This is a genomic window from Streptomyces sp. NPDC012827, from assembly GCF_042900905.1.
GTDB lineage: Bacteria > Actinomycetota > Actinomycetes > Streptomycetales > Streptomycetaceae > Streptomyces > Streptomyces gulbargensis.
Map to the genome: position 1 here is coordinate 167,967 of NZ_JBIBBY010000003.1, position 19,288 is coordinate 187,254.

Below are 19,288 nucleotides of genomic sequence, written 5' to 3' on the forward strand. Positions count from 1 at the left end.
GCCTCCTCGCCGTCGTGGATCGGTACCCGGGCATGCTATCCGGCACCGGCCCGCGGGGCGTGCGCGGCCGGTCCGGCCCGGGGACGGGCGCGGGAGCCGGTCAGTCCCGGGGCGCGCGCCGGTTCAGGCGCGCCCGGCTCACCCAGTAGGTGAGGACGACGGCCCAGAACAGCGGCGTCCCGAGCGCCCCCACGATCCCGGCGTCGAAGGTCCACAGGGCCATGGTGAGCACCGAGTACAGGCCGAGCAGCCCCACCGCCCCGGCCATGGCGAGGACCGGCGGGCAGGCGCGGGCCACGAGCAGCAGGGGGCGCCGCAGCCGGGGCGGCACCCGGCGCGCCATCCACAGGAACCAGCCGCCCCAGGCGCCGGCGAGCACGGCGGCGCCGACGAGGAAGGGCACGACCGCCTCGGCGCCGGTGGAGCCGGTACGGAGCGGGGCCGAACCGATCGCGGCGGCGACGAAGCCGGCGAGGGCGACCCAGCGGGCGCCGGCGGCGGTGTTCCAGGCCATCGCCTCCAGGTTGTAGCGGGCCTTGCGGTCCTGGAGGTCGAGCGCGGCGGAGGCGACGAAGCCCTCGGCGGCCTGCGTCCAGGCCCCGCGCCGGAACCAGCGGCGCCGCAGCCGCAGCAGGGACAGGTTGTTGTGCGCCTCGCTGCTCTGCGGGTTGAGCCGCAGGGCCGTCTCGTACGCGCGCTGCGCGGTGGCGTGGTCGCCCCGGCGCTGGGCGGTCAGGCCGACCAGGAAATGGGCCGCGTCCTCCTCGGGGGCGAGGGTGACCGCCGCCCGCGCCGCCTCGTAGGCGGTGGCGAGCCGGGCCCGGTCACGGGTGCGTTCGCCGGTCTCGGCTAGCGCGGTGCCGAGCGCGTAGTGGCTGCCCCAGTACTGCGGGGCCAGCGCCACCGCCTGCTGGGCGGCGGCCTCGGCCTCCGCGTACCGCCGCAGGGCGAGCAGGATCTGGGTCCGCATCAGCCAGCCCATGAGCAGCTCCGGCCGGGCGGCGAGCGCCCGGTCGACGGCGGTCAGGGCGGCGGGGTGCTCCTCGGCCCGGTGGTGGCAGCGGGCGAGCAGGACGAGGGCCTCGGCGTCCTCCGGGTCGGAGGCGAGGTGCTGGGCGGCGAGGGCGCCGGCCTGCGCGAACCGCCCCGCCTCGTACAGCGCCTCGGCGCGGTCGAGGGCGGTGGGCGCGCCGGGGGCGTGGGGGGTGCCGGGCGTGGTCACAGCTTGCGCTTCCGCTTGAGGTAGGCGAGCAGGTCGTCGTAGAGACCGCCCTCGTTGGCGAACATGGCGACGTTCTTGGCCGCGGCGAACCACGGTTCGGTGGACGGGCGGAGCTGCTTGGCGGCGGCCAGCAGGTCCTTGGTGGTGATGAGCCGTACGGAGCCGGTGCGGGCGGAGTCGAGGAGCGCGGCCTCGGCGGCCGTCTCGCAGACGTGGGCGAGGTCGGCGCCGGAGAAGTCCTCGGTGACCTTGACGAGTTTGCCGAGGTCGACGGATTCGATCGGGCGTTCACGCAGGTGGTAGCGGAGGATCGCCTCGCGTGCGGCGGCGTCCGGCGGCAGCACCAGCAGCGTGCGGTCGAGGCGGCCGGGGCGGCGCAGCGCGATGTCCACGTCCCACGGCACGTTGGTGGCGGCCAGCACGAAGACCCCCTCGTTGCCGGCGCCGCTCGCGATGCCGTCGAGCTCGGTGAGGAGCTGGTTGACGACGTTGCGCAGGCCGCTGTGGTGGGTGCGGGAGCGCTTGGCGCCGAGCGCGTCGAGCTCGTCGAGGAAGACGACGCAGGGCGCCTGGCGGCGGGCGGTCTCGAAGATGTCGTGGATGTTCTTCTCGGAGGCGCCGATCCACATGTCGAGGACGTCGGAGAGCGAGACGGTGAGGAAGTTGGCGCCGAGTTCGCCGGCGACCGCGCGGGCGATGAAGGTCTTTCCGCAGCCGGGCGGGCCGTAGAGGAGGAGGCCGCCGCGGAGCGACTTGCCGTAGAGGCGGCGGAGTTCGGGGTTGCGCATGGGGGCGAGGAAGGCGGCCTCCAGGCGCTCCTTGACCTCGCTCATGCCGCCGACGTCGGCGAGGCGTACGGCGCCGGGCGCGTCGACGTCCCAGGCGGCGGCGTCCCCGGCGGTGCCGTCGCCGTCGGCGGCCTGCGGGTCCTCCAGGAAGCGCGGGCCCACCAGGTCCTGGACCTGCTGCTCGGCGGCGGCCCAGTCGAAGGCGGGCGGCTCCTCGGGCGTCGCGGGGGCGGGGGGTTCCGTCTCGCTCCGCTCGTTCGGCGGCGGTACGGGGGCCGGGGCCTGGGGGGCGGGCGGCGCGGGGGCCGGGGGTGCGGGAGGTGCCGGCGGGGCCGGGGGCATGCCCATCGCCCGGATCATCAGGGCGCGGGCGTCCGCGTCGCCGGGCACGTGCTGAAGGGCCGCGGCCGCCTCCGCGACGGCCTCGTCGTTCCGCCCCTCGGAGAGGAGGAGTTCGGCGAAATGGAGGCGCAGGGGCACGTCACCGGGCGCGCCGGCGACGGCGGCGCGGAGACTGCGGATCAGGGGGGACTCGTCGGCCATGCGGGTCAGCCTAGAAAAGGCGCCCGGGAGCCCGTCCACCGGGTTCCGCCCGCGTAGGCTGCGGCGGATGGGACGCGCACGCGTACGCCGGCTGACGGTGGACGGACAGGTCTGGCTGTGGAACGTCGGGCACACGCACCCGGACTGCCGGACGTATCTGACCCTGCGCCGGGTGGAGGCCCGGCACAGCGCGCTGCGGCTGGTCTTCCGGGACGGGCCCGGCCGGATCGTGGCCGGGTTCCCGATGGGCGCCGGTGAGGTGGCCGCCGTGGACGGCGGTCACCTCAACCTCCACGAACCGGGCGTGGTGCGCCGCTTCCTGGACCTGGCCGCCGCCCGCGGTCTCCTGCCCGTCGCGCACGGGGCGCGGGAGGTGGACGGCTGGCCGCTGTTCGACGCCCTCACGGGGGCCGGGAGGGGCTGAGGCGGCCGGGGCCCGCGCGCGGTTACGCGTACTGGGCGATCTGGATCAGGTTGCCGCAGGTGTCGTCGAGGACGGCCGTGGTGACCGGGCCCATCTCCGTGGGGTCCTGGGTGAAGCGGACGCCGAGCGCGCGCAGCCGCTCGAACTCGGCCCGTACGTCGTCCACGGCGAAGGAGGTCACCGGGATGCCGTCCTTGGCGAGCGCCGTCTGATACGGCTTCGCGGCGGGGTGGGCGTCCGGCTCCAGGACGAGTTCGGTGCCGTCGGGGTCCTCGGGCGAGACGACGGTCAGCCAGCGGTGCTCGCCGAGCGGCACCTCATGCTTCTTCACGAAGCCGAGGACGTCGGTGTAGAAGCGCAGGGCCTTGTCCTGGTCGTCGACGAAAACACTGGTCAGGTGGATCCTCATGGGGTGTCCTCCGGCGCGTCGGGCCTGAGCCATGGGGTCACGATGCGCTCGAGCGGTGCGGCGTTCAGGTCGTGGAACTTGTAGCGGCCCTCGCGCCGGGTGCGGATGAGGTCCGCGGCTTCCAGGACGGCGAGGTGCTGGCTGATCGCCTGCCGGGACAGGCCGAGGCCGTGCCGGGTCGAGAGCCGGGCGCATATCTCGAACAGGGACTGGCCGTCCCGGTCCGCCAGCTCGTCGAGGATGCGCCGGCGGGTGGGGTCGGCCAGTGCCTTGAAGACGTCTTCGGCCATACCCTCAACATAGGCAAGTGTTCACTTGCATGACAAGCCGGCGGGCGGTCCGCCGAGGCCCCCCACCCGGACGGTGGTCAGCTCCAGCGGCCGGTCCTGCCCAGCACCAGGGCCGTCGCCGCCGTCCCCGCCGTGGAGGTGCGCAGCACGCTGCGGCCCAGCCGGTACGGCTTGGCGCCCGCCGCCTCGAAGACGGCCAGCTCCTCCGGGGACACCCCGCCCTCGGGGCCGACGACCAGCACGATCGACCCCTTCGCGGGCAGCTCGGCGGTGGCGAGCGCCTCGCTCGGGTGGTCACGGTCCTCGTGCAGGACGCCCGCGAAGTCGGCCCCGGCGAGGAGCGCGGCCACCTGCTTGGTGGTCATCGGTCCCGCCACCTCGGGGAAGCGGGTGCGGCGCGACTGCTTGCCCGCCTCGCGCGCGGTGGAACGCCACTTGCCGAGCGCCTTCTCGCCCCGGTCGCCCTTCCACTGGGTGATGCAGCGGGAGGCGGCCCAGGGGACGATCGCGTCCACCCCCGTCTCGGTCATGGTCTCGACGGCCAGCTCGCCCCGGTCGCCCTTGGGCAGGGCCTGGACGACGGTGACGCGCGGCTCCTCCTCCGGGTCCTCGCGTACCGGCGAGAGCTCCACGGTCAGCCGGTCCTTGCCCTCCGCCGCGAGGACCAGGCCCTCGGCCCAGCGGCCCCGCCCGTCCGTCAGGACCACGCCCTCCCCGGCGCGCAGCCGCTTCACGGAGACCGCGTGCCGGCCCTCGGGCCCGTCCAGGACGAACTGCCGGGTGTCGGGGAGGGTGTCGACGACGAAGACGGGGGCTGTCATGGGGAGCTCCTGGGAACGTGGGCGCCGGCGAGGCCGGTGAGTGCGGTGTCGAGTTCGGCGGCGAGGACCTCCACCAGGTCCCCGGCGGGCAGCTCGCGGGCGAGCCGGTGGCCCTGTCCGGCCCACAGGGCCATGCCCTGGGCGTCCCCCGCGGTCGCGGCGGCCTTGCGCAGCGGGGCGGTCAGGTGGTGGACCTCGGGGTAGGCGGCGGGGGCGTACGGCCCGTGCTCGCGGACGAAGCGGTTCACGAGCCCGCGCGCCGGGCGCCCCGAGAAGGCCCGGGTGAGTTCGGTGCGGTGGAACAGCGGGTCGGTCAGGGCCCGCTTGTGCAGCGGGTGGGCGCCGGACTCGGGGCAGACGAGGAAGGCGGTGCCGAGCTGCGCGGCGACGGCGCCGGCGGCGAGGGCGGCCGCGATCTGCGCGCCGCGCATGATGCCGCCCGCGGCGATCATCGGCAGCCCGACGGCCTCGCGGACCAGGGTGAGGAGGGTGAGCAGCCCGGTGCCGGACGGGCCCTCGCCGGCCGGGTCGTCGCGGTACGTGCCCTGGTGGCCGCCCGCCTCGACGCCCTGGACGCAGACGGCGTCGGCGCCCGCGCGCTCGGCGGCGAGGGCCTCGTCGGCGGAGGTGACGGTGACGACCGTGTACGTACCGGCCCGCGCGAAGGCCTGGAGCGTCTCGGGCGCGGGGCAGCCGAAGGTGAAGGAGACGACGGGGACCGGGTCCTCCAGGAGGATGGCCAGCTTGGCGTCGTAGAAGTCGTCGCCGCTGTCGTCGGCGTCGCCGAGCGCCGTGTCGTACCAGGTGGCCTCGCCGGCCAGCTGGTGCCGGTAGAGCCCGACGGCGGCCGGGTCACCGGGCCGGCCGGTCTGCGGCATGAAGACGTTCACGCCGAAGGGCCGCGAGGTCAGCGCGCGGACCCGTTTGATCTCCTGGTAGAGCCCGCCGGCGGTCTTGTAGCCGCCGGCGAGGAAACCGAGCGCCCCGGCTTCGCAGACGGCCCCGACGAGCTCGGGACAGGAGGCGCCACCCGCCATGGGGGCCTGCACGATCGGGACCCGGGAGAGATCGTTCAGTGCGGTGGTGGACATACGGGCATCGTGTCATGCCCCGGGCGCCCCACCGGAAAAGGGCGAGGCGGCAGCGAGGTGCCGCCCGGCCGCGCGGACGGGCGCGCGCCGCCGCCGTGCGCCGGACCGTACGGGAAAGGGGCGGCGCACCGCGCCGCCCCTTCGACCGTACGGGTCAGCGCCCGTTGAACGCGTCCTTCAGCCGGGAGAACAGTCCCTGCTGGCCCGGCTGGAACTGGCCGGTCGGCCTCTCCTCGCCGCGCAGCTTCGCCAGTTCCCGCAGCAGCCGCTCCTGCTCCGCGTCGAGCTTGCTCGGCGTCTGCACCTCGACGTGGACGATGAGGTCGCCGCGCCCGTTGCCGCGCAGGTGCGTGACGCCCCGGCCGTGCAGCGGGATCGACTGGCCGGACTGCGTGCCGGGCCGGATGTCGACCTCCTCCACCCCGTCCAGGGTCTGCAGCGGCACCTTCGTGCCGAGCGCACCCGCCGTCATCGGGATCGTCACCGTGCAGTGCAGGTCGTCCCCGCGCCGCTGGAACGTCTCGTGCGGGGTCTCGTGGATCTCGACGTACAGGTCGCCGGCGGGGCCGCCGCCGGGGCCGACCTCGCCCTCGCCCGCGAGCTGGATGCGGGTGCCGTTGTCGACACCGGCCGGGATCTTGACCGTGAGCGTGCGGCGGGAGCGGACCCGGCCGTCGCCCGCGCACTCGGGGCACGGGGTCGGGACGACGGTGCCGAAGCCCTGGCACTGCGGGCAGGGCCGCGAGGTCATGACCTGGCCGAGGAAGGACCGGGTGACCTGGGAGACCTCACCGCGGCCGCGGCACATGTCACAGGTCTGCGCGGAGGTGCCGGGGGCCGCGCCCTCGCCCGAGCAGGTGGTGCAGACGACGGCCGTGTCGACCTGGATGTCCTTCGTGGTGCCGAAGGCCGCCTCGTTGAGGTCGATCTCCAGGCGGATCATGGCGTCCTGGCCGCGACGGGTCCGCGAACGCGGCCCGCGCTGCGAGGCCGTGCCGAAGAACGCGTCCATGATGTCGGAGAAGTTGCCGAAGCCCCCGGCCCCGAAGCCGCCCGCGCCGCCTCCGCCGGAGGAGGACAGCGGGTCGCCGCCCAGGTCGTAGACCTGCTTCTTCTGCGGATCCGAGAGGACCTCGTAGGCCGCGTTGATCTCCTTGAACCGCTCCTGCGTCTTCGGGTCCGGATTCACGTCCGGGTGAAGCTCGCGGGCCAGGCGGCGGAAGGCCTTCTTGATCTCGTCCTGGGACGCGTCTCGGCGCACGCCGAGTACGGCGTAATAGTCCGTGGCCACTTACGACTCCGCCAGGATCTGTCCGACGTAACGTGCCACTGCGCGTACCGCTCCCATCGTTCCGGGGTAGTCCATGCGGGTCGGTCCGACCACGCCGAGCTTGGCGACTGCTTCGCCGCCCGAACCGTAGCCGACCGAGACGACGGACGTGGAGTTCAGTCCTTCATGGGCGTTCTCATGCCCGATACGTACGGTCATGCCCGATTCCTTGGCCTCGCCGAGCAGCTTGAGGAGCACGACCTGCTCCTCGAGCGCCTCCAGGACGGGCCTGATCGTCAGGGGGAAGTCATGGCCGAAGCGGGTGAGATTGGCGGTGCCGCCGATCATCAGCCGCTCCTCCTGCTCCTCCACGAGCGTTTCGAGGAGGGTGGCGAGCACGGTCGAGACCGTGGCCCGGTCCTCCGACTCCTCGAAGGACTCGGGGAGGTCCTGCACCAGCTGCGGCACGTCGGCGAACCGGCGGCCGACGACCCGGCTGTTGAGCCGGGCCCGCAGGTCGGCGAGGGAGGTCTCGCCGAAGGGGGCGGGGCAGTCGATCACCCGCTGCTCGACCCGGCCGGTGTCCGTGATCAGGACCAGCATCAGGCGGGCCGGGGCCAGCGAGAGCAGTTCCACGTGCCGCACGGTCGAACGGGTCAGCGAGGGGTACTGGACGACGGCGACCTGACGGGTGAGCTGCGCGAGCAGCCGCACCGTACGGCCCACGACGTCGTCCAGGTCGACCGCGCCGTCCAGGAAGTTGTGGATGGCGCGCCGCTCCGGGGTGGACAGCGGTTTGACGCCGGCCAGCCGGTCGACGAAGAGGCGGTAGCCCTTGTCGGTGGGGATGCGCCCGGCGCTGGTGTGCGGCTGGGCGATGTAGCCCTCCTCCTCCAGCACCGCCATGTCGTTGCGCACGGTGGCGGGCGAGACGCCGAGCTTGTGGCGTTCGGTGAGCGCCTTGGAGCCGACGGGCTCCTCCGTGCCGACATAGTCCTGGACGATGGCGCGGAGCACCTCGAGTCTGCGTTCGCTGAGCATGCGCACACCTCCAGCTGTGGTCGTTCCGGTTGCTCCGCATTTGGCACTCGCCCTGTTCGAGTGCCAGGAATCCCCGGCCAGTGTACGGCCGGGCCGGTCGCTCCTGGCAAGGAGGCCGAACCGCTAGCGTCTCGGTATGGACGCTTCGGAGATCGACTGGACGGCGCGGGGATGGGAGCGGCTCGCCGACGGTGTGGGCCGGCGGCGGCTGCCGGGATGGGACGCCACGGTGGGCCTGGTGGTGGGAGAGCTGGGCGTGCTGCTGTACGACACGGGCGCCTCGCTCGCCGAGGGCGCGGCGCTGCGCGCCGACGCGCGGGCGCTGACGGGCGGCCGGGACGTGACGCACATCGCACTCAGTCATCCCCATTTCGACCATGTGCTCGGCACGGCGGCCTTCCCCGGGGCCGAGGTCTTCGGGGCCGTCGGCTCGGACCGCCTGCTGGCGGGCGAGCGGGCGGCGCGGGAGATGCGCGGGGACGCGGTACGGCACGGTCTCGACGCGCGGGCGGCTCAGGAGGCGGCCGGGGCCCTGGTGGCCCCGGGGCACCTGGTGTCCGGCGAGTGGACGCTCGACCTGGGCGGGCGCCAGGTGCTCCTGGCCAACGTGGGGCCCGGCCACACGGGCCACGACCTGGCCCTGTTCGTGCCGGGCGAGCGCGAGACCGTGTTCTGCGGCGACCTGGTGGAGGAGTCCGGCGAGCCGCAGGCCGGCCCGGACGCGATCCCCTCCCGCTGGCCGGACGCCCTGGACCGGCTGCTCGCGCTCGGCGGCGAGGACGCGCTGTACGTGCCCGGGCACGGGGCGGTGGTGGACGCCGCCTTCGTCCGACGCCAGCGCGCGGAACTGGCACGGCGCTTCTCCGTCGCCTAACGTCCGGTCAATGCGCAGCTACAACCCGGATCTGACGCCCCCGTGGAAGAAGCAGGCCCCGGTGCCCGAGGTGCCGGCCGAACGCGACCTGGTCGTCGAGGAGGTCACGACCGGCTTCTGCGGGGCGGTGATCCGCTGCGAGGCCGGCACGGTCACGCTGGAGGACCGGTTCGGCAAGCACCGGGTCTTCCCGCTGGAGCCGCGCGGCTTCCTCCTGGAGGGGAAGGCCGTCACCCTGGTCAGGCCCCCGGCCGCCGCCCCGTCCCGGCCCGCCCGCACCGCCTCCGGCTCGATCGCGGTCCCCGGCGCGCGGGCCCGGGTGGCCCGCGCGGGCCGCATCTACGTGGAGGGCCGGCACGACGCCGAGCTGGTCGAGCGGGTCTGGGGCGACGACCTGCGGATCGAGGGCGTCGTGGTGGAGTACCTGGAGGGCGTCGACGACCTCCCGGAGATCGTCGACGCGTTCGGGCCCGGCCCGGACGCCCGCCTCGGCGTACTGGTCGACCACCTCGTGCCCGGCTCCAAGGAGGCCCGCATCGCGGCCCGGGTGACCTCGCCGCACGTGCTGGTGGTCGGCCACCCGTACATCGACGTCTGGGAGGCCGTGAAGCCCTCCTCGGTCGGGATCCCCGCGTGGCCGGCGGTCCCGCGCGGCCAGGACTGGAAGACGGGCGTCTGCCGCGCCCTCGGCTGGCCCGCCGACAACACCGGCGCCGCCTGGCGCCACATCCTCTCCAAGGTCCACTCCTACAAGGACCTGGAGCCGGCGCTCCTGGGCCGCGTGGAGGAGCTGATCGACTTCGTGACGGCGCCGTAGCGGGGCGGCGGCGGGCGCCTCGCGCCCGCACGGAGCAGGGGCACGCGCCCGGCCGGCGCGGGCCCGCGCGAACGGGGCGCGCCGCGTCAGTCCACCAGGTCCCGGACCACCGCGTCCGCGAGGAGCCGCCCGCGCAGCGTCAGCACCGCCCGCCCCGCCCCGTACGCCCCGTCCTCCAGGAGTCCGTCCGCGAGGGCCTTCCGCGAGGCGGCCAGGCCGGCGGGCTTCAGCAGGTCCAGCGGGCAGCCCTCCCGGAGCCGCAGCTCCAGCAGGACGCGCTCGACGCGCCGGTCCTCGTCCGACAGGACCTCGCGCCCGGCGCCCGGTGACTTCCCGGCGCCCAGGGCCGCCGCGTACGCCCCGGGGTGCTTCACGTTCCACCACCGCACCCCGCCGACGTGCGAGTGGGCGCCCGGCCCGGCGCCCCACCAGTCGGCGCCGCGCCAGTAGAGCTCGTTGTGGAGGCAGCGCCCGGCGTCGGAAGTGGCCCAGTTGGAGACCTCGTACCAGGAGTATCCGGCCCGGGAGAGCACGTCCTCGGCGATGAGGTAGCGGTCGGCGTGCACGTCGTCGTCGGTCATGGGCACCTCGCCGCGCCGGATGCGGCGCGCGAGCTGCGTGCCCTCCTCGACGATGAGGGCGTAGGCGCTGACGTGGTCGGGGCCGGCGCCGATCGCCGCTTCCAGGGAGGCCCGCCAGTCGTCGTCGGACTCCCCCGGCGTGCCGTAGATCAGGTCCAGGTTGACGTGCTCGAAGCCGGCCGCCCGCGCCTCGGCGACGCACGCCTCGGGCCGGCCGGGGGTGTGCGTGCGGTCGAGGACCTTCAGGACGTGCTGCCGGGCGCTCTGCATGCCGAAGGAGATGCGGTTGAAGCCGCCGGCCCGCAGCTCGGCCAGGTACTCCGGGTCCACCGATTCCGGGTTGGCCTCGGTGGTGATTTCGGCGTCGTCCGCGAGCCCGAACTCCTCGCGGACGACGCCCAGCATCCGGACGAGGTCGCCGGCCGCGAGCAGCGTGGGCGTGCCACCGCCGACGAAGACGGTCCTGACCGGCCGGGGGTCGTCGCCGAGCACCTTCCGGGCGAGGCGGATCTCCTCGCCGACCTGTCCGGCGTAGTTGTCGCGGGAGGCGAGCACGCCGCCCTCGCCGCGCAGCTCGCTCGCGGTGTAGGTGTTGAAGTCGCAGTAACCGCACCGCGTGGCGCAGTACGGCACGTGCAGATAGAACCCGAGCGGACGCTCCCCGGCCCCTTCCAGGGCGCGTGCGGGCAGCGCCCCGTCCTCGGGCATGGGCTCACCATCGGGCAGTACGGAAGGCATGGGGTCCATTGTCCCGTACCGCCCGGGTGAACGGCCGCCGCGCGGATCAGGCCTCGCGCGACCCGGCGTACATGTCCTCGATGAGGTCCTTGTAGGCCCGCTCGACGACCGGGCGCTTGAGCTTCAGGGACGGGGTGAGCTCGCCGTGCTCGATGTCGAGGTCACGCGGCAGGAGGCGGAACTTCTTGATCGTCTGCCAGCGCTGGAGGTTCTGGTTGAGGCGGTCGACGTACCCCTGGACCATCTTCTCGGTCTGCGGGGCGGCGACGACCTCGGCGTACGTCTTGCCCGCGAGGCCGTGCTCGGCGGCCCAGCCGAGGATCGCGGGCTCGTCGAGGGCGATGAGCGCGGTGCAGAAGTTCCGGTCGGCGCCGTGGACGAGGATGTTGGAGACGAACGGACAGACGGCCTTGAACTGGCCCTCGACCTCGGCCGGCGCGATGTACTTGCCGCCGGAGGTCTTGATGAGGTCCTTCTTGCGGTCGGTGATCTTGAGGTAGCCGTCGGCGGAGAGCTCGCCGATGTCGCCGGTGTGGAACCAGCCGTCGGACTCCAGGACCTCGGCCGTCTTCTCGGGCAGGCCGTGGTAGCCCTCCATGATCCCGGGGCCGCGCAGCAGGATCTCGCCGTCGTCGGCGATGCGGACCTCGGTGCCGGGCAGCGGCTTGCCGACGGTACCGGTGCGGTAGGCCTCGCCCGGGTTCACGAAGGAGGCGGCGGAGGACTCGGTGAGGCCGTAGCCCTCCAGGATGTGGATGCCGGCGCCGGAGAAGAAGTAGCCGATCTCGGGGGCGAGGGCGGCGGAGCCGGAGATGCAGGCGCGCAGGTTGCCGCCGAAGGCCTCGCGGATCTTGGCGTAGACGAGCGCGTCGGCGACCTTGTGCTTGGCGGTGAGGCCGAAGGGCGCGGAGGCGGTGCCGGTGCGGCGGAAGTTGTCCTGGGTGACCTTGGCGTACTCGCGGGCCACCTCCGCCGCCCACTGGAAGATCTTGTACTTGGCGCCGCCACCGGCCCGGGCCTTGGCGGCGACCCCGTTGTAGACCTTTTCGAAGATGCGGGGCACGGCCGCCATGTAGGTCGGCTGGACCACCGGCAGATTCTCGATGATCTTGTCGACGCGGCCGTCGACGGCGGTGACGTGGCCGACCTCGATCTGCCCGGAGGTGAGGACCTTGCCGAAGACGTGGGCGAGCGGCAGCCAGAGGTACTGGACGTCCTCCTGGGTGACGAGGCCCGTGGCCGCGATGGCCTTGGCCATGTACGACCAGTTGTCGTGCGGGAGGCGGACGCCCTTGGGGCGGCCGGTGGTGCCGGAGGTGTAGATGAGGGTGGCGAGCTGCCGGGGGGTGATGGCGGCGACCCGCTCCTTGACCGCCTCGGGGTGCTTCTCCAGGTAGGCGGCGCCGCGCGCCTCGAGCTCGGCGAGGGTGAGGACCCAGTCGTCGGAGGTGTCCGCGCCCTCGGGGTCGACGACGACCACGTGGTGCAGGCCGGGCAGGTCGGCACGGCGCTCGACGGCCTTCGCGAGCTGCGCGGCGTTCTCCGCGATGAGGACCTTGGACTCGGAGTCGGAGAGGATGAAGGCCGACTCCTCGGCGTTGGTCTGCGGGTAGACCGTGGTGGTGGCCGCGCCCGCGCACATGACGCCGAGGTCGGCGAGGATCCACTCGACGCGGGTGGACGAGGCGAGGGCCACGCGCTCCTCGGGCTGCACGCCGAGGTCGACGAGGCCGGCGGCGATGGCGTAGACCCGCTGGGCGGCCTGGCCCCAGCTGAGCGACTTCCAGTCGTCGGGCCCCTGGCCGGAGGCGGCGGGCACCGGATAGCGGTAGGCCTCCGCGTCGGGAGTCCGCTCGACGCGCTCAAGGAAGAGGGTCGCCACGGACGGCGGCCGGTTCTCGATCAGGGTCTGTGTGTCGCTCACGACGTCCTCCGGGCGGCGGCGGTGCCTACGGGTGGTGCGTAACTAACTGGCGAGTAACCTTCGAACCGGCTTCAGAGTAGAGGCCGGAAAGCCGTCACGTAAGGGTCTGTGGATAACGAACGGGCCCACGTGCCGTGCGCACGTGGGCCCCTTCGGTGCATGAGGAAGCTACCCGGGGGTGACTACTTCTTGCCCTTGCCGGAGGACTCGTCACTCGACAGGACGGCGATGAAGGCCTCCTGCGGCACCTCGACGGAGCCGACCATCTTCATGCGCTTCTTGCCCTCCTTCTGCTTCTCCAGCAGCTTCCGCTTACGGGAGATGTCACCGCCGTAGCACTTGGCGAGGACGTCCTTGCGGATGGCGCGGATGGTCTCGCGGGCGATGACACGGGAGCCGATCGCGGCCTGGATGGGCACCTCGAAGGCCTGGCGCGGGATGAGCTCGCGCAGCTTGGCGACGAGCCGCACACCGTAGGCGTACGCGGCGTCCTTGTGGGTGATCGCCGAGAAGGCGTCCACCTTGTCGCCGTGCAGGAGGATGTCCACCTTGACCAGGCTGGAGGACTGCTCGCCGGTGGGCTCGTAGTCGAGGGAGGCGTATCCGCGCGTCTTCGACTTCAGCTGGTCGAAGAAGTCGAAGACGATCTCGGCGAGGGGCAGGGTGTAGCGGATCTCCACCCGGTCCTCGGAGAGGTAGTCCATGCCGATGAGGGTGCCCCGGCGGTTCTGGCACAGCTCCATGATGGAGCCGATGAACTCGCTGGGCGCGAGGATCGTGGCGCGGACGACCGGCTCGTACACCTCGCTGATCTTGCCCTCGGGGAACTCGCTCGGGTTGGTGACCGTGTGCTCGCTGCCGTCCTCCATGACCACGCGGTAGACCACGTTGGGGGCGGTGGCGATCAGGTCGAGCCCGAACTCGCGCTCCAGGCGCTCGCGGATCACGTCGAGGTGGAGCAGGCCGAGGAAGCCGACGCGGAAGCCGAAGCCGAGCGCGGCGGAGGTCTCCGGCTCGTAGACCAGCGCGGCGTCGTTGAGCTGGAGCTTGTCGAGCGCGTCGCGCAGCTCCGGGTAGTCCGAGCCGTCCAGCGGGTACAGACCGGAGAAGACCATCGGCTTCGGGTCCTTGTAGCCGCCGAGCGCCTCGGTGGCGCCCTTCGCCTGCGAGGTGATCGTGTCGCCGACCTTGGACTGGCGGACGTCCTTCACGCCGGTGATGAGGTAGCCCACCTCACCGACGCCGAGGCCGTCGGCCGGCAGCATCTCGGGCGAGTTCGTGCCGATCTCCAGCAGCTCGTGGGTCGCGCCGGTCGACATCATCCTGATGCGCTCGCGCTTGTTCAGCTGCCCGTCGATCACTCGTACGTACGTCACCACGCCGCGGTACGAGTCGTAGACCGAGTCGAAGATCATCGCGCGGGCGGGGGCGTCCGCGTTGCCGACCGGGGCCGGAACGTCCCTGACCACGCGGTCGAGCAGCGCCTCGACGCCCATGCCGGTCTTGGCGGAGACCTTGAGGACGTCCTCGGGCTGGCAGCCGATGAGGTTCGCCAGCTCCTCGGAGAACTTCTCCGGCTGCGCGGCCGGCAGGTCGATCTTGTTCAGGACGGGGACGATGGTGAGGTCGTTCTCCATCGCCAGGTACAGGTTGGCGAGGGTCTGCGCCTCGATGCCCTGCGCGGCGTCCACGAGCAGGATCGTGCCCTCGCAGGCCGCGAGCGACCGCGAGACCTCGTAGGTGAAGTCGACGTGCCCGGGGGTGTCGATCATGTTCAGGATGTGCGTCGTGCCCTGGTCGGGCCCCTCGTTGGGGGCCCAGGGCAGACGGACCGCCTGGGACTTGATCGTGATGCCGCGCTCACGCTCGATGTCCATCCGGTCGAGATACTGGGCGCGCATCTGCCGCTGGTCGACCACACCGGTCAGCTGGAGCATCCGGTCGGCGAGCGTGGACTTGCCGTGGTCGATGTGCGCGATGATGCAGAAGTTGCGGATCAGAGCCGGGTCGGTTCGGCTCGGCTCGGGCACGTTGGTAGGAGTCGCGGGCACGCAGGGTTCTCGTCTCGGGCGATGTTCAGAACGGATACGTAGGCTCCATGGTCCCATGACTGCGGGCCTGTGCTCGGTTTGGGCGGTACGGAGAGCGGCTGATACCGTGGACAGCTGTGTCTCGTGTGCCCTCTTCCGGGGGTGCCTCCCGTGCCCGGAGGGCTACGGGGGAGAGGCACATCCTGAAGAAACATCGAACCTGTAAAGGCTCTTTCGTGGCGAACATCAAGTCCCAGATCAAGCGGAACAAGACCAACGAGAAGGCGCGCCTGCGCAACAAGGCCGTCAAGTCGTCGCTCAAGACCGCGATCCGCAAGGCCCGTGAGGCTGTCGCCGCCGGCGACCTCGAGAAGGCCACCGTTGCCGCTCGTGCCGCCTCGCGTCAGCTCGACAAGGCTGTCTCGAAGGGTGTCATCCACAAGAACGCCGCCGCCAACAAGAAGTCGGCGCTGGCGGTCAAGGTCGCGTCCCTCCAGGGCTGAGCTCTGATCTAGCGCTCCACCGGCCGCACGGGACCCAGCGGACCCTCTCTACCGCTCCCACCCGGCCCCCCGGACCCGCACGCGAGACGCGTTCGCCACGCGTGTGCGAGCCCACATCACGACGCCGAAGGCCCCGCCTCCCCCTTCCCCAGGGGGCGGCGGGGCCTTCGCCGTGCCCGGGACCGGGGGGAAAGGGCCCTGGGCGATGTCGTGGGTGGGCGCTGCCCTGGAGGGCTGGGAGCGAGGGCGTTCGTCCGGTGATGGGGGCGGCTCACCGCACGAGGAGACGCACCGCTGGGCGGACGGTCCGGGACGTTCGCAGGCCGGTCGTGGCCGGCGAACCACGCCCCGATCGAAACGCGGCGACGCCGCGTACGGCCGAAGCACCGGGACGGACACCTTCGGCCCGGACCCGGTACGGCGGGTACGGCCGCCGTACCGTACGCGGTCCGGCCGCGCGGGCGGTCGCGTTCACCCGCGTCCCGCCGGACGGGGCCCCGACCCCACCGCACCGGCGGGGCGGGCCCGCGCCCGCTCGCCCGACCAACGGGCCGGGGTCCGCCCGGGGCGGGAGCCCAGCCCCCCGCAGGGTTTCGGGAGGGGCCCGGGTGGGGGCCGACGGACCGGCCCCGCGCCCGCGCGGGAACGCGCCCCGCACGGTCCCGCTAGCGCCGCCCCCTCGCCGCGCGGGCCACCGCCACCACCGCCTTCTCCAGGGCGTACTCGGGGTCGTCCCCGCCGCCCTTCACACCCGCGTCCGCCTCGGCGACGGCCCGCAGCGCCTGGGAGACGCCGTCGGGGGTCCAGCCCCGCATCTGCTGCCGGACGCGGTCGATCTTCCAGGGCGGCATGCCGAGCTCCCGCGCGAGGTCCGCCGGCCGCATGCCCCGCGCCGAGGAGAGCTTGCCGATGGCCCGGACGCCCTGCGCGAGGGCACTGGTGATGAGGACGGGTGCGACACCGGTGGACAGGGACCAGCGCAGGGCCTCCAGAGCCTCGGCGGCCCGCCCTTCGACGGCGCGGTCGGCGACGGTGAAGGAGGAGGCCTCGGCGCGCCCGGTGTAGTAGCGGGCGACGACCGCCTCATCGACGGTCCCGTCGACGTCGGCGGTGAGCTGGGCGACGGCGGAGGCAAGCTCCCGCAGGTCACTGCCGATGGCGTCCACGAGCGCCTGGCACGCCTCGGGCGTGGCCGCCCGCCCGAGCCGCCGGAACTCCTGCCGTACGAACGTCAGCCGCTCCGCCGGTTTCGTCGTCCTCGGGCACGCGACCTCACGCGCCCCGGCCTTGCGCGCCGCGTCGAGCAGGCCCTTGCCCTTGGCGCCGCCCGCGTGGAGGAGGACGAGGGTGATGTCCTCGACGGGCGCGTCCAGGTAGGCCTTGACGTCCTTGATCGTGTCCGCCGTGAGGTCCTGGGCGTTGCGCACGACCAGCACCTTGCGCTCGGCGAACAGGGAGGGGCTGGTGAGCTCCATGAGGGACCCGGGCTGGAGCTGGTCCGGGGTGAGGTCGCGTACGTCCGTGTCGGCGTCGGCGGCGCGGGCGGCCGCGACCACTTCCTGGACGGCGCGGTCGAGGAGCAGGTCCTCCTGCCCCACGGCGAGCGTCACGGGGCCGAGCAGGTCGTCGGGGGATGTCTTTCTGGTGGCCATCGCCCTTCAGCATCCCATGGGCCACTGACAACCGTGGCCGCACGGGACGGGAGAATGGCGGGGTGAGTGAACGACACGTACTGGTACTGCCCGACCGGGACGCGGCCGAGGAGGTCGCCCAGGAGCTGCCGGACCGTTTCGGCGTCGGGGAGGAGCCGCAGCTGGTCCGGGACGCGCTGGCCGGGGAGGACGACGCGGAGGACGCGCAGTGGCTGGTGGTGGTCGAGGATCCGGAGGGCCGGTTCGACCCGGCGGCCCTGGACGCCCTGGCCGCCGAGTACGAGGGATGGCTCGAGGCCCCGTAGGGGTCCGTCCCCCCGCCGCCCGCCCGGGGCCCGCCCGGGTCAGGCGTGGGCGTGGGCCGGCGCTTCGTCCACGACCGCCGTGCCGGCCTTGGGCAGGATCTGGACGTCGAGGTCGATGCTGATGCTGGAGCCGACGGCGGCGATCCCGCGGGCGAGGAGCGTCTGCCAGGTCAGGGTGAAGTCCTCGCGGTGCAGCTCGGTGGTGGCCCGGCAGGCGCCGCGGGTCTCCCCCTCCAGGCCGTTGCCGAGGCCGAGGTACTGGGTGTCGAGGGTGACGGTGCGGCTGACCCCGTGGAGGGTCAGCGCGCCGGTGACGGCCCAGCGGCTGCCGCCCCGGTGGACGAAGCGGTCGCTGTAGAACTCCATCGTGGGGTAGGCGCCGACCTCCAGGAAGTCGGCGGAACGCAGGTGGTCGTCGCGCATCCGGACCCCGGTGTCGATGGAGGCCGCGTCGATGACGACGTGCATCGCGGAGTGCTCCATGCGGTCGGCGATCCGGAGGGCGCCGGCGAAGCTGTTGAACCGTCCGTGGATCCGGGCGAGGCCGATGTGGCGGGCGGTGAAACCGATCTGCGAATGCAGCGGGTCGATCTCCCAGTCGCCGGGTTCGGGGAGCTGGGGCTGCGGTGCGACCTGGAGGAGGACGTCGCCGAGGCCTGCGTGCCGGCCCTCGGTGACGACGGCGGTGCGGTGGTACGGGGTGTAGCCGTCGGAGGTGACGGCGAGTCGGTACTCACCGGCGGGCACGGTGGCGAGGACGGTGCCGTACGGGTCGGTCTCACCGCCCAGCACCTTGCGCCCGGCCGTGTCGCTGAGGGTGAACTCGGCCTGCCGTACCGGTTCGTGCACGGGGTCGAGCACCCGGCAGCTCAGCACGCCCGCCGAGGCGGGTACGGCGAGGCCGGAGAGGGGACCGCCTCGGGCGGCACCGGCCTGACGCTTTCCGAACAGACCACCGAACATCCTTCACGCACCCCCGTGCGACTCGTTCACCATGCGACGACGTGGCATTCGATCACCGTTGCGGTGTTCGAGGCAAACGGGGGCAAGTGTTACCGAGGGTCCGTTTTAGGGAGTCCGGTTCTTTACGGCCGGATTCCTCACCACCGGGAGCGCGTCCAGCACGATCCCGAAGAGGTCCCGGTACGCCGTGCGGACCTCCTCCTCCCCGTCGAGTTCCCGCTCGGTCCGCCGCCCTCCGGACCGGGTGATCAGCTTCGTACCGCTGAGGGTCACCCGTCCGTCGTCGGTGAGACGCGAGCAGACGAGGGAGCCCGTGAAGTGCGACGCGGGCGAGGTCTGGTGGTACCAGGCACCGGCGGCGAAATCGGCGAGTTCGCGCGGGCGCGTCTCCAGCCGGTACTGCGGCTTTCCCTCGTACAGCACGTCCAGGTCGCCCTCGGCCGTCTCCCGTACGAGGAAGGTTCCGGCCGGGTCCTTCTGCTCGCCGCGCTCGTCGTAGGCGAGCGGGTGGTGGCTGTGCTCGCCGAAGCCGACGTCCGCGAGCCACCGCCGCCCGTCCTCCGTCACGACCAGGAGCGCCATGTGGTCGTACGGGATGCCGGGCCGCCCCGCCGGGTCGAAGACGCGTCCCTGGAGGAGGGAGACCTGAAAGCCGAGTGACCGCAGGAGCGCGGCGAACGCGGTGTTGACCTCGTAGCAGAAGCCGCCCCTGCGCCTCTCCACCACCTTGTCGACCAGCGCCCTCTCATCCAGCACGACGGGCTCGCCGAGGTGGATCGAGAGATTCTCGAAGGGGACGCTGCGCAGGTGGCGCACCTGGAGGTCACCCAGGGCGTCGGCGTCCGCGCGGTCGGGCCGGTCCGCCCCGATACGGCTCAGGTACGCGTCGACGGTGGCGGCCGGCAGGAGGCCGGCCGGGGCTTCGTGGGCCCCGGTCGGCGGGATGGCGGTCGGGGCTGGTTCGCCCCCGGTCTGCTGAGTGGTCATACGGCCAGTCTGCCC

The 19,288-nt window shown here is 72.9% G+C and carries 19 protein-coding genes; 5 read left to right on the forward strand and 14 right to left on the reverse strand.

The features are described from left to right. Positions 1–100 precede the first annotated feature (100 nt). Positions 101–1,222 (reverse strand): tetratricopeptide repeat protein, encoded by a 1,122-nt coding sequence (locus ACFY60_RS07345; protein WP_388608590.1) that lies wholly within the window; start codon positions 1,220–1,222, stop codon positions 101–103. Beyond that, on the reverse strand, positions 1,219–2,553 hold the full coding sequence (locus ACFY60_RS07350; RefSeq protein ID WP_388608592.1) for an ATP-binding protein: 1,335 nt from the start codon (positions 2,551–2,553) through the stop codon (positions 1,219–1,221). The genes ACFY60_RS07345 and ACFY60_RS07350 overlap by 4 nt, the downstream gene beginning before the upstream one ends. 67 nt (positions 2,554–2,620) lie before the next feature. Here ACFY60_RS07350 and ACFY60_RS07355 point away from each other — a divergent pair, with 67 nt between their 5' ends. Further along, complete coding sequence (locus tag ACFY60_RS07355) at positions 2,621–2,977, forward strand: hypothetical protein (protein WP_388608593.1); 357 nt, start codon at positions 2,621–2,623, stop codon at positions 2,975–2,977. 22 nt (positions 2,978–2,999) lie between these two features. On the opposite strand, the gene ACFY60_RS07360 is transcribed toward ACFY60_RS07355, so the two are convergent. From ACFY60_RS07360 to hrcA, 6 genes are all read right to left on the reverse strand, one after another. Next, positions 3,000–3,386 (reverse strand): VOC family protein, encoded by a 387-nt coding sequence (locus ACFY60_RS07360; RefSeq protein WP_388608595.1) that lies wholly within the window; start codon positions 3,384–3,386, stop codon positions 3,000–3,002. Further along, on the reverse strand, positions 3,383–3,676 hold the full coding sequence (locus ACFY60_RS07365) for an ArsR/SmtB family transcription factor (protein ID WP_388608596.1): 294 nt from the start codon (positions 3,674–3,676) through the stop codon (positions 3,383–3,385). The genes ACFY60_RS07360 and ACFY60_RS07365 overlap by 4 nt, the downstream gene beginning before the upstream one ends. A gap of 77 nt (positions 3,677–3,753) precedes the next feature. Continuing rightward, positions 3,754–4,497 (reverse strand): 16S rRNA (uracil(1498)-N(3))-methyltransferase, encoded by a 744-nt coding sequence (locus ACFY60_RS07370; protein ID WP_309049521.1) that lies wholly within the window; start codon positions 4,495–4,497, stop codon positions 3,754–3,756. Beyond that, positions 4,494–5,588, reverse strand: a complete 1,095-nt coding sequence (locus ACFY60_RS07375; RefSeq protein WP_388608598.1) for a nitronate monooxygenase — start codon at positions 5,586–5,588, stop codon at positions 4,494–4,496. The genes ACFY60_RS07370 and ACFY60_RS07375 overlap by 4 nt, the downstream gene beginning before the upstream one ends. Positions 5,589–5,742: 154 nt before the next feature. Next, positions 5,743–6,879, reverse strand: a complete 1,137-nt coding sequence (gene dnaJ / locus ACFY60_RS07380; protein WP_309049519.1) for a molecular chaperone DnaJ — start codon at positions 6,877–6,879, stop codon at positions 5,743–5,745. Next, a complete protein-coding gene (gene hrcA / locus ACFY60_RS07385; RefSeq protein ID WP_309049518.1) occupies positions 6,880–7,899 on the reverse strand; it encodes a heat-inducible transcriptional repressor HrcA in 1,020 nt (339 codons plus the stop codon). A 136-nt stretch (positions 7,900–8,035) separates the two neighbouring features. Between hrcA and ACFY60_RS07390 the strand changes: the two genes are divergently transcribed. Next, positions 8,036–8,773 carry an MBL fold metallo-hydrolase gene (locus tag ACFY60_RS07390; RefSeq protein ID WP_388608600.1) on the forward strand — a complete coding sequence of 246 codons (738 nt, stop codon included), beginning with the start codon at positions 8,036–8,038 and terminating at the stop codon, positions 8,771–8,773. A gap of 10 nt (positions 8,774–8,783) precedes the next feature. Next, positions 8,784–9,590: a DUF3097 domain-containing protein gene (locus tag ACFY60_RS07395; RefSeq protein WP_345283334.1), complete on the forward strand. Its 807-nt coding sequence runs from the start codon at positions 8,784–8,786 to the stop codon at positions 9,588–9,590. Positions 9,591–9,676: 86 nt separating this feature from the next. Here ACFY60_RS07395 and hemW read toward each other — a convergent pair whose 3' ends face one another. The 3 genes from hemW to lepA all read right to left on the reverse strand — a co-directional run bounded on the left by hemW (position 9,677) and on the right by lepA (position 14,884). Continuing rightward, complete coding sequence (gene hemW / locus ACFY60_RS07400; RefSeq protein WP_388608602.1) at positions 9,677–10,918, reverse strand: radical SAM family heme chaperone HemW; 1,242 nt, start codon at positions 10,916–10,918, stop codon at positions 9,677–9,679. Between the two features lie 37 nt (positions 10,919–10,955). Next, entirely contained in the window at positions 10,956–12,833 is a 1,878-nt protein-coding gene (locus ACFY60_RS07405; protein WP_388608605.1) for an AMP-dependent synthetase/ligase, read from the reverse strand. 182 nt (positions 12,834–13,015) lie between these two features. Next, the gene (gene lepA / locus ACFY60_RS07410; protein ID WP_388608607.1) at positions 13,016–14,884 is read right to left on the reverse strand and encodes a translation elongation factor 4; all 1,869 of its coding nucleotides are present in this window, start codon (positions 14,882–14,884) and stop codon (positions 13,016–13,018) included. A gap of 215 nt (positions 14,885–15,099) precedes the next feature. Here lepA and rpsT point away from each other — a divergent pair, with 215 nt between their 5' ends. Beyond that, positions 15,100–15,366 carry a 30S ribosomal protein S20 gene (gene rpsT, locus ACFY60_RS07415; RefSeq protein WP_043221497.1) on the forward strand — a complete coding sequence of 89 codons (267 nt, stop codon included), beginning with the start codon at positions 15,100–15,102 and terminating at the stop codon, positions 15,364–15,366. A gap of 665 nt (positions 15,367–16,031) precedes the next feature. Here the strand turns inward: rpsT and holA are convergent. Further along, positions 16,032–17,018, reverse strand: a complete 987-nt coding sequence (gene holA / locus ACFY60_RS07420) for a DNA polymerase III subunit delta (RefSeq protein ID WP_388608610.1) — start codon at positions 17,016–17,018, stop codon at positions 16,032–16,034. 62 nt (positions 17,019–17,080) lie between these two features. Here holA and ACFY60_RS07425 point away from each other — a divergent pair, with 62 nt between their 5' ends. Continuing rightward, positions 17,081–17,323, forward strand: a complete 243-nt coding sequence (locus ACFY60_RS07425; RefSeq protein WP_388608612.1) for a hypothetical protein — start codon at positions 17,081–17,083, stop codon at positions 17,321–17,323. 39 nt (positions 17,324–17,362) lie between these two features. Here ACFY60_RS07425 and ACFY60_RS07430 read toward each other — a convergent pair whose 3' ends face one another. Together ACFY60_RS07430 and ACFY60_RS07435 are read right to left on the reverse strand one after the other, a co-directional pair. After that, entirely contained in the window at positions 17,363–18,286 is a 924-nt protein-coding gene (locus ACFY60_RS07430) for a YceI family protein (protein WP_388608613.1), read from the reverse strand. Between the two features lie 105 nt (positions 18,287–18,391). Next, positions 18,392–19,273, reverse strand: a complete 882-nt coding sequence (locus ACFY60_RS07435) for an arylamine N-acetyltransferase (protein ID WP_388608615.1) — start codon at positions 19,271–19,273, stop codon at positions 18,392–18,394. Positions 19,274–19,288: the final 15 nt, after the last annotated feature.

Coding starts and splice junctions, on each gene's coding strand:
- ACFY60_RS07435 (WP_388608615.1), bottom strand. CDS start 19,273: ATGACCACTCAGCAGACCGGGGGCGAACCAGCCCCGACCGCCATCCCG.
- ACFY60_RS07375 (WP_388608598.1), bottom strand. CDS start 5,588: ATGTCCACCACCGCACTGAACGATCTCTCCCGGGTCCCGATCGTGCAG.
- holA (WP_388608610.1), bottom strand. CDS start 17,018: ATGGCCACCAGAAAGACATCCCCCGACGACCTGCTCGGCCCCGTGACG.
- ACFY60_RS07390 (WP_388608600.1), top strand. CDS start 8,036: ATGGACGCTTCGGAGATCGACTGGACGGCGCGGGGATGGGAGCGGCTC.
- ACFY60_RS07360 (WP_388608595.1), bottom strand. CDS start 3,386: ATGAGGATCCACCTGACCAGTGTTTTCGTCGACGACCAGGACAAGGCC.
- ACFY60_RS07365 (WP_388608596.1), bottom strand. CDS start 3,676: ATGGCCGAAGACGTCTTCAAGGCACTGGCCGACCCCACCCGCCGGCGC.
- ACFY60_RS07395 (WP_345283334.1), top strand. CDS start 8,784: ATGCGCAGCTACAACCCGGATCTGACGCCCCCGTGGAAGAAGCAGGCC.
- ACFY60_RS07430 (WP_388608613.1), bottom strand. CDS start 18,286: ATGTTCGGTGGTCTGTTCGGAAAGCGTCAGGCCGGTGCCGCCCGAGGC.
- hrcA (WP_309049518.1), bottom strand. CDS start 7,899: ATGCTCAGCGAACGCAGACTCGAGGTGCTCCGCGCCATCGTCCAGGAC.
- ACFY60_RS07370 (WP_309049521.1), bottom strand. CDS start 4,497: ATGACAGCCCCCGTCTTCGTCGTCGACACCCTCCCCGACACCCGGCAG.
- hemW (WP_388608602.1), bottom strand. CDS start 10,918: ATGGACCCCATGCCTTCCGTACTGCCCGATGGTGAGCCCATGCCCGAG.
- ACFY60_RS07350 (WP_388608592.1), bottom strand. CDS start 2,553: ATGGCCGACGAGTCCCCCCTGATCCGCAGTCTCCGCGCCGCCGTCGCC.
- ACFY60_RS07355 (WP_388608593.1), top strand. CDS start 2,621: ATGGGACGCGCACGCGTACGCCGGCTGACGGTGGACGGACAGGTCTGG.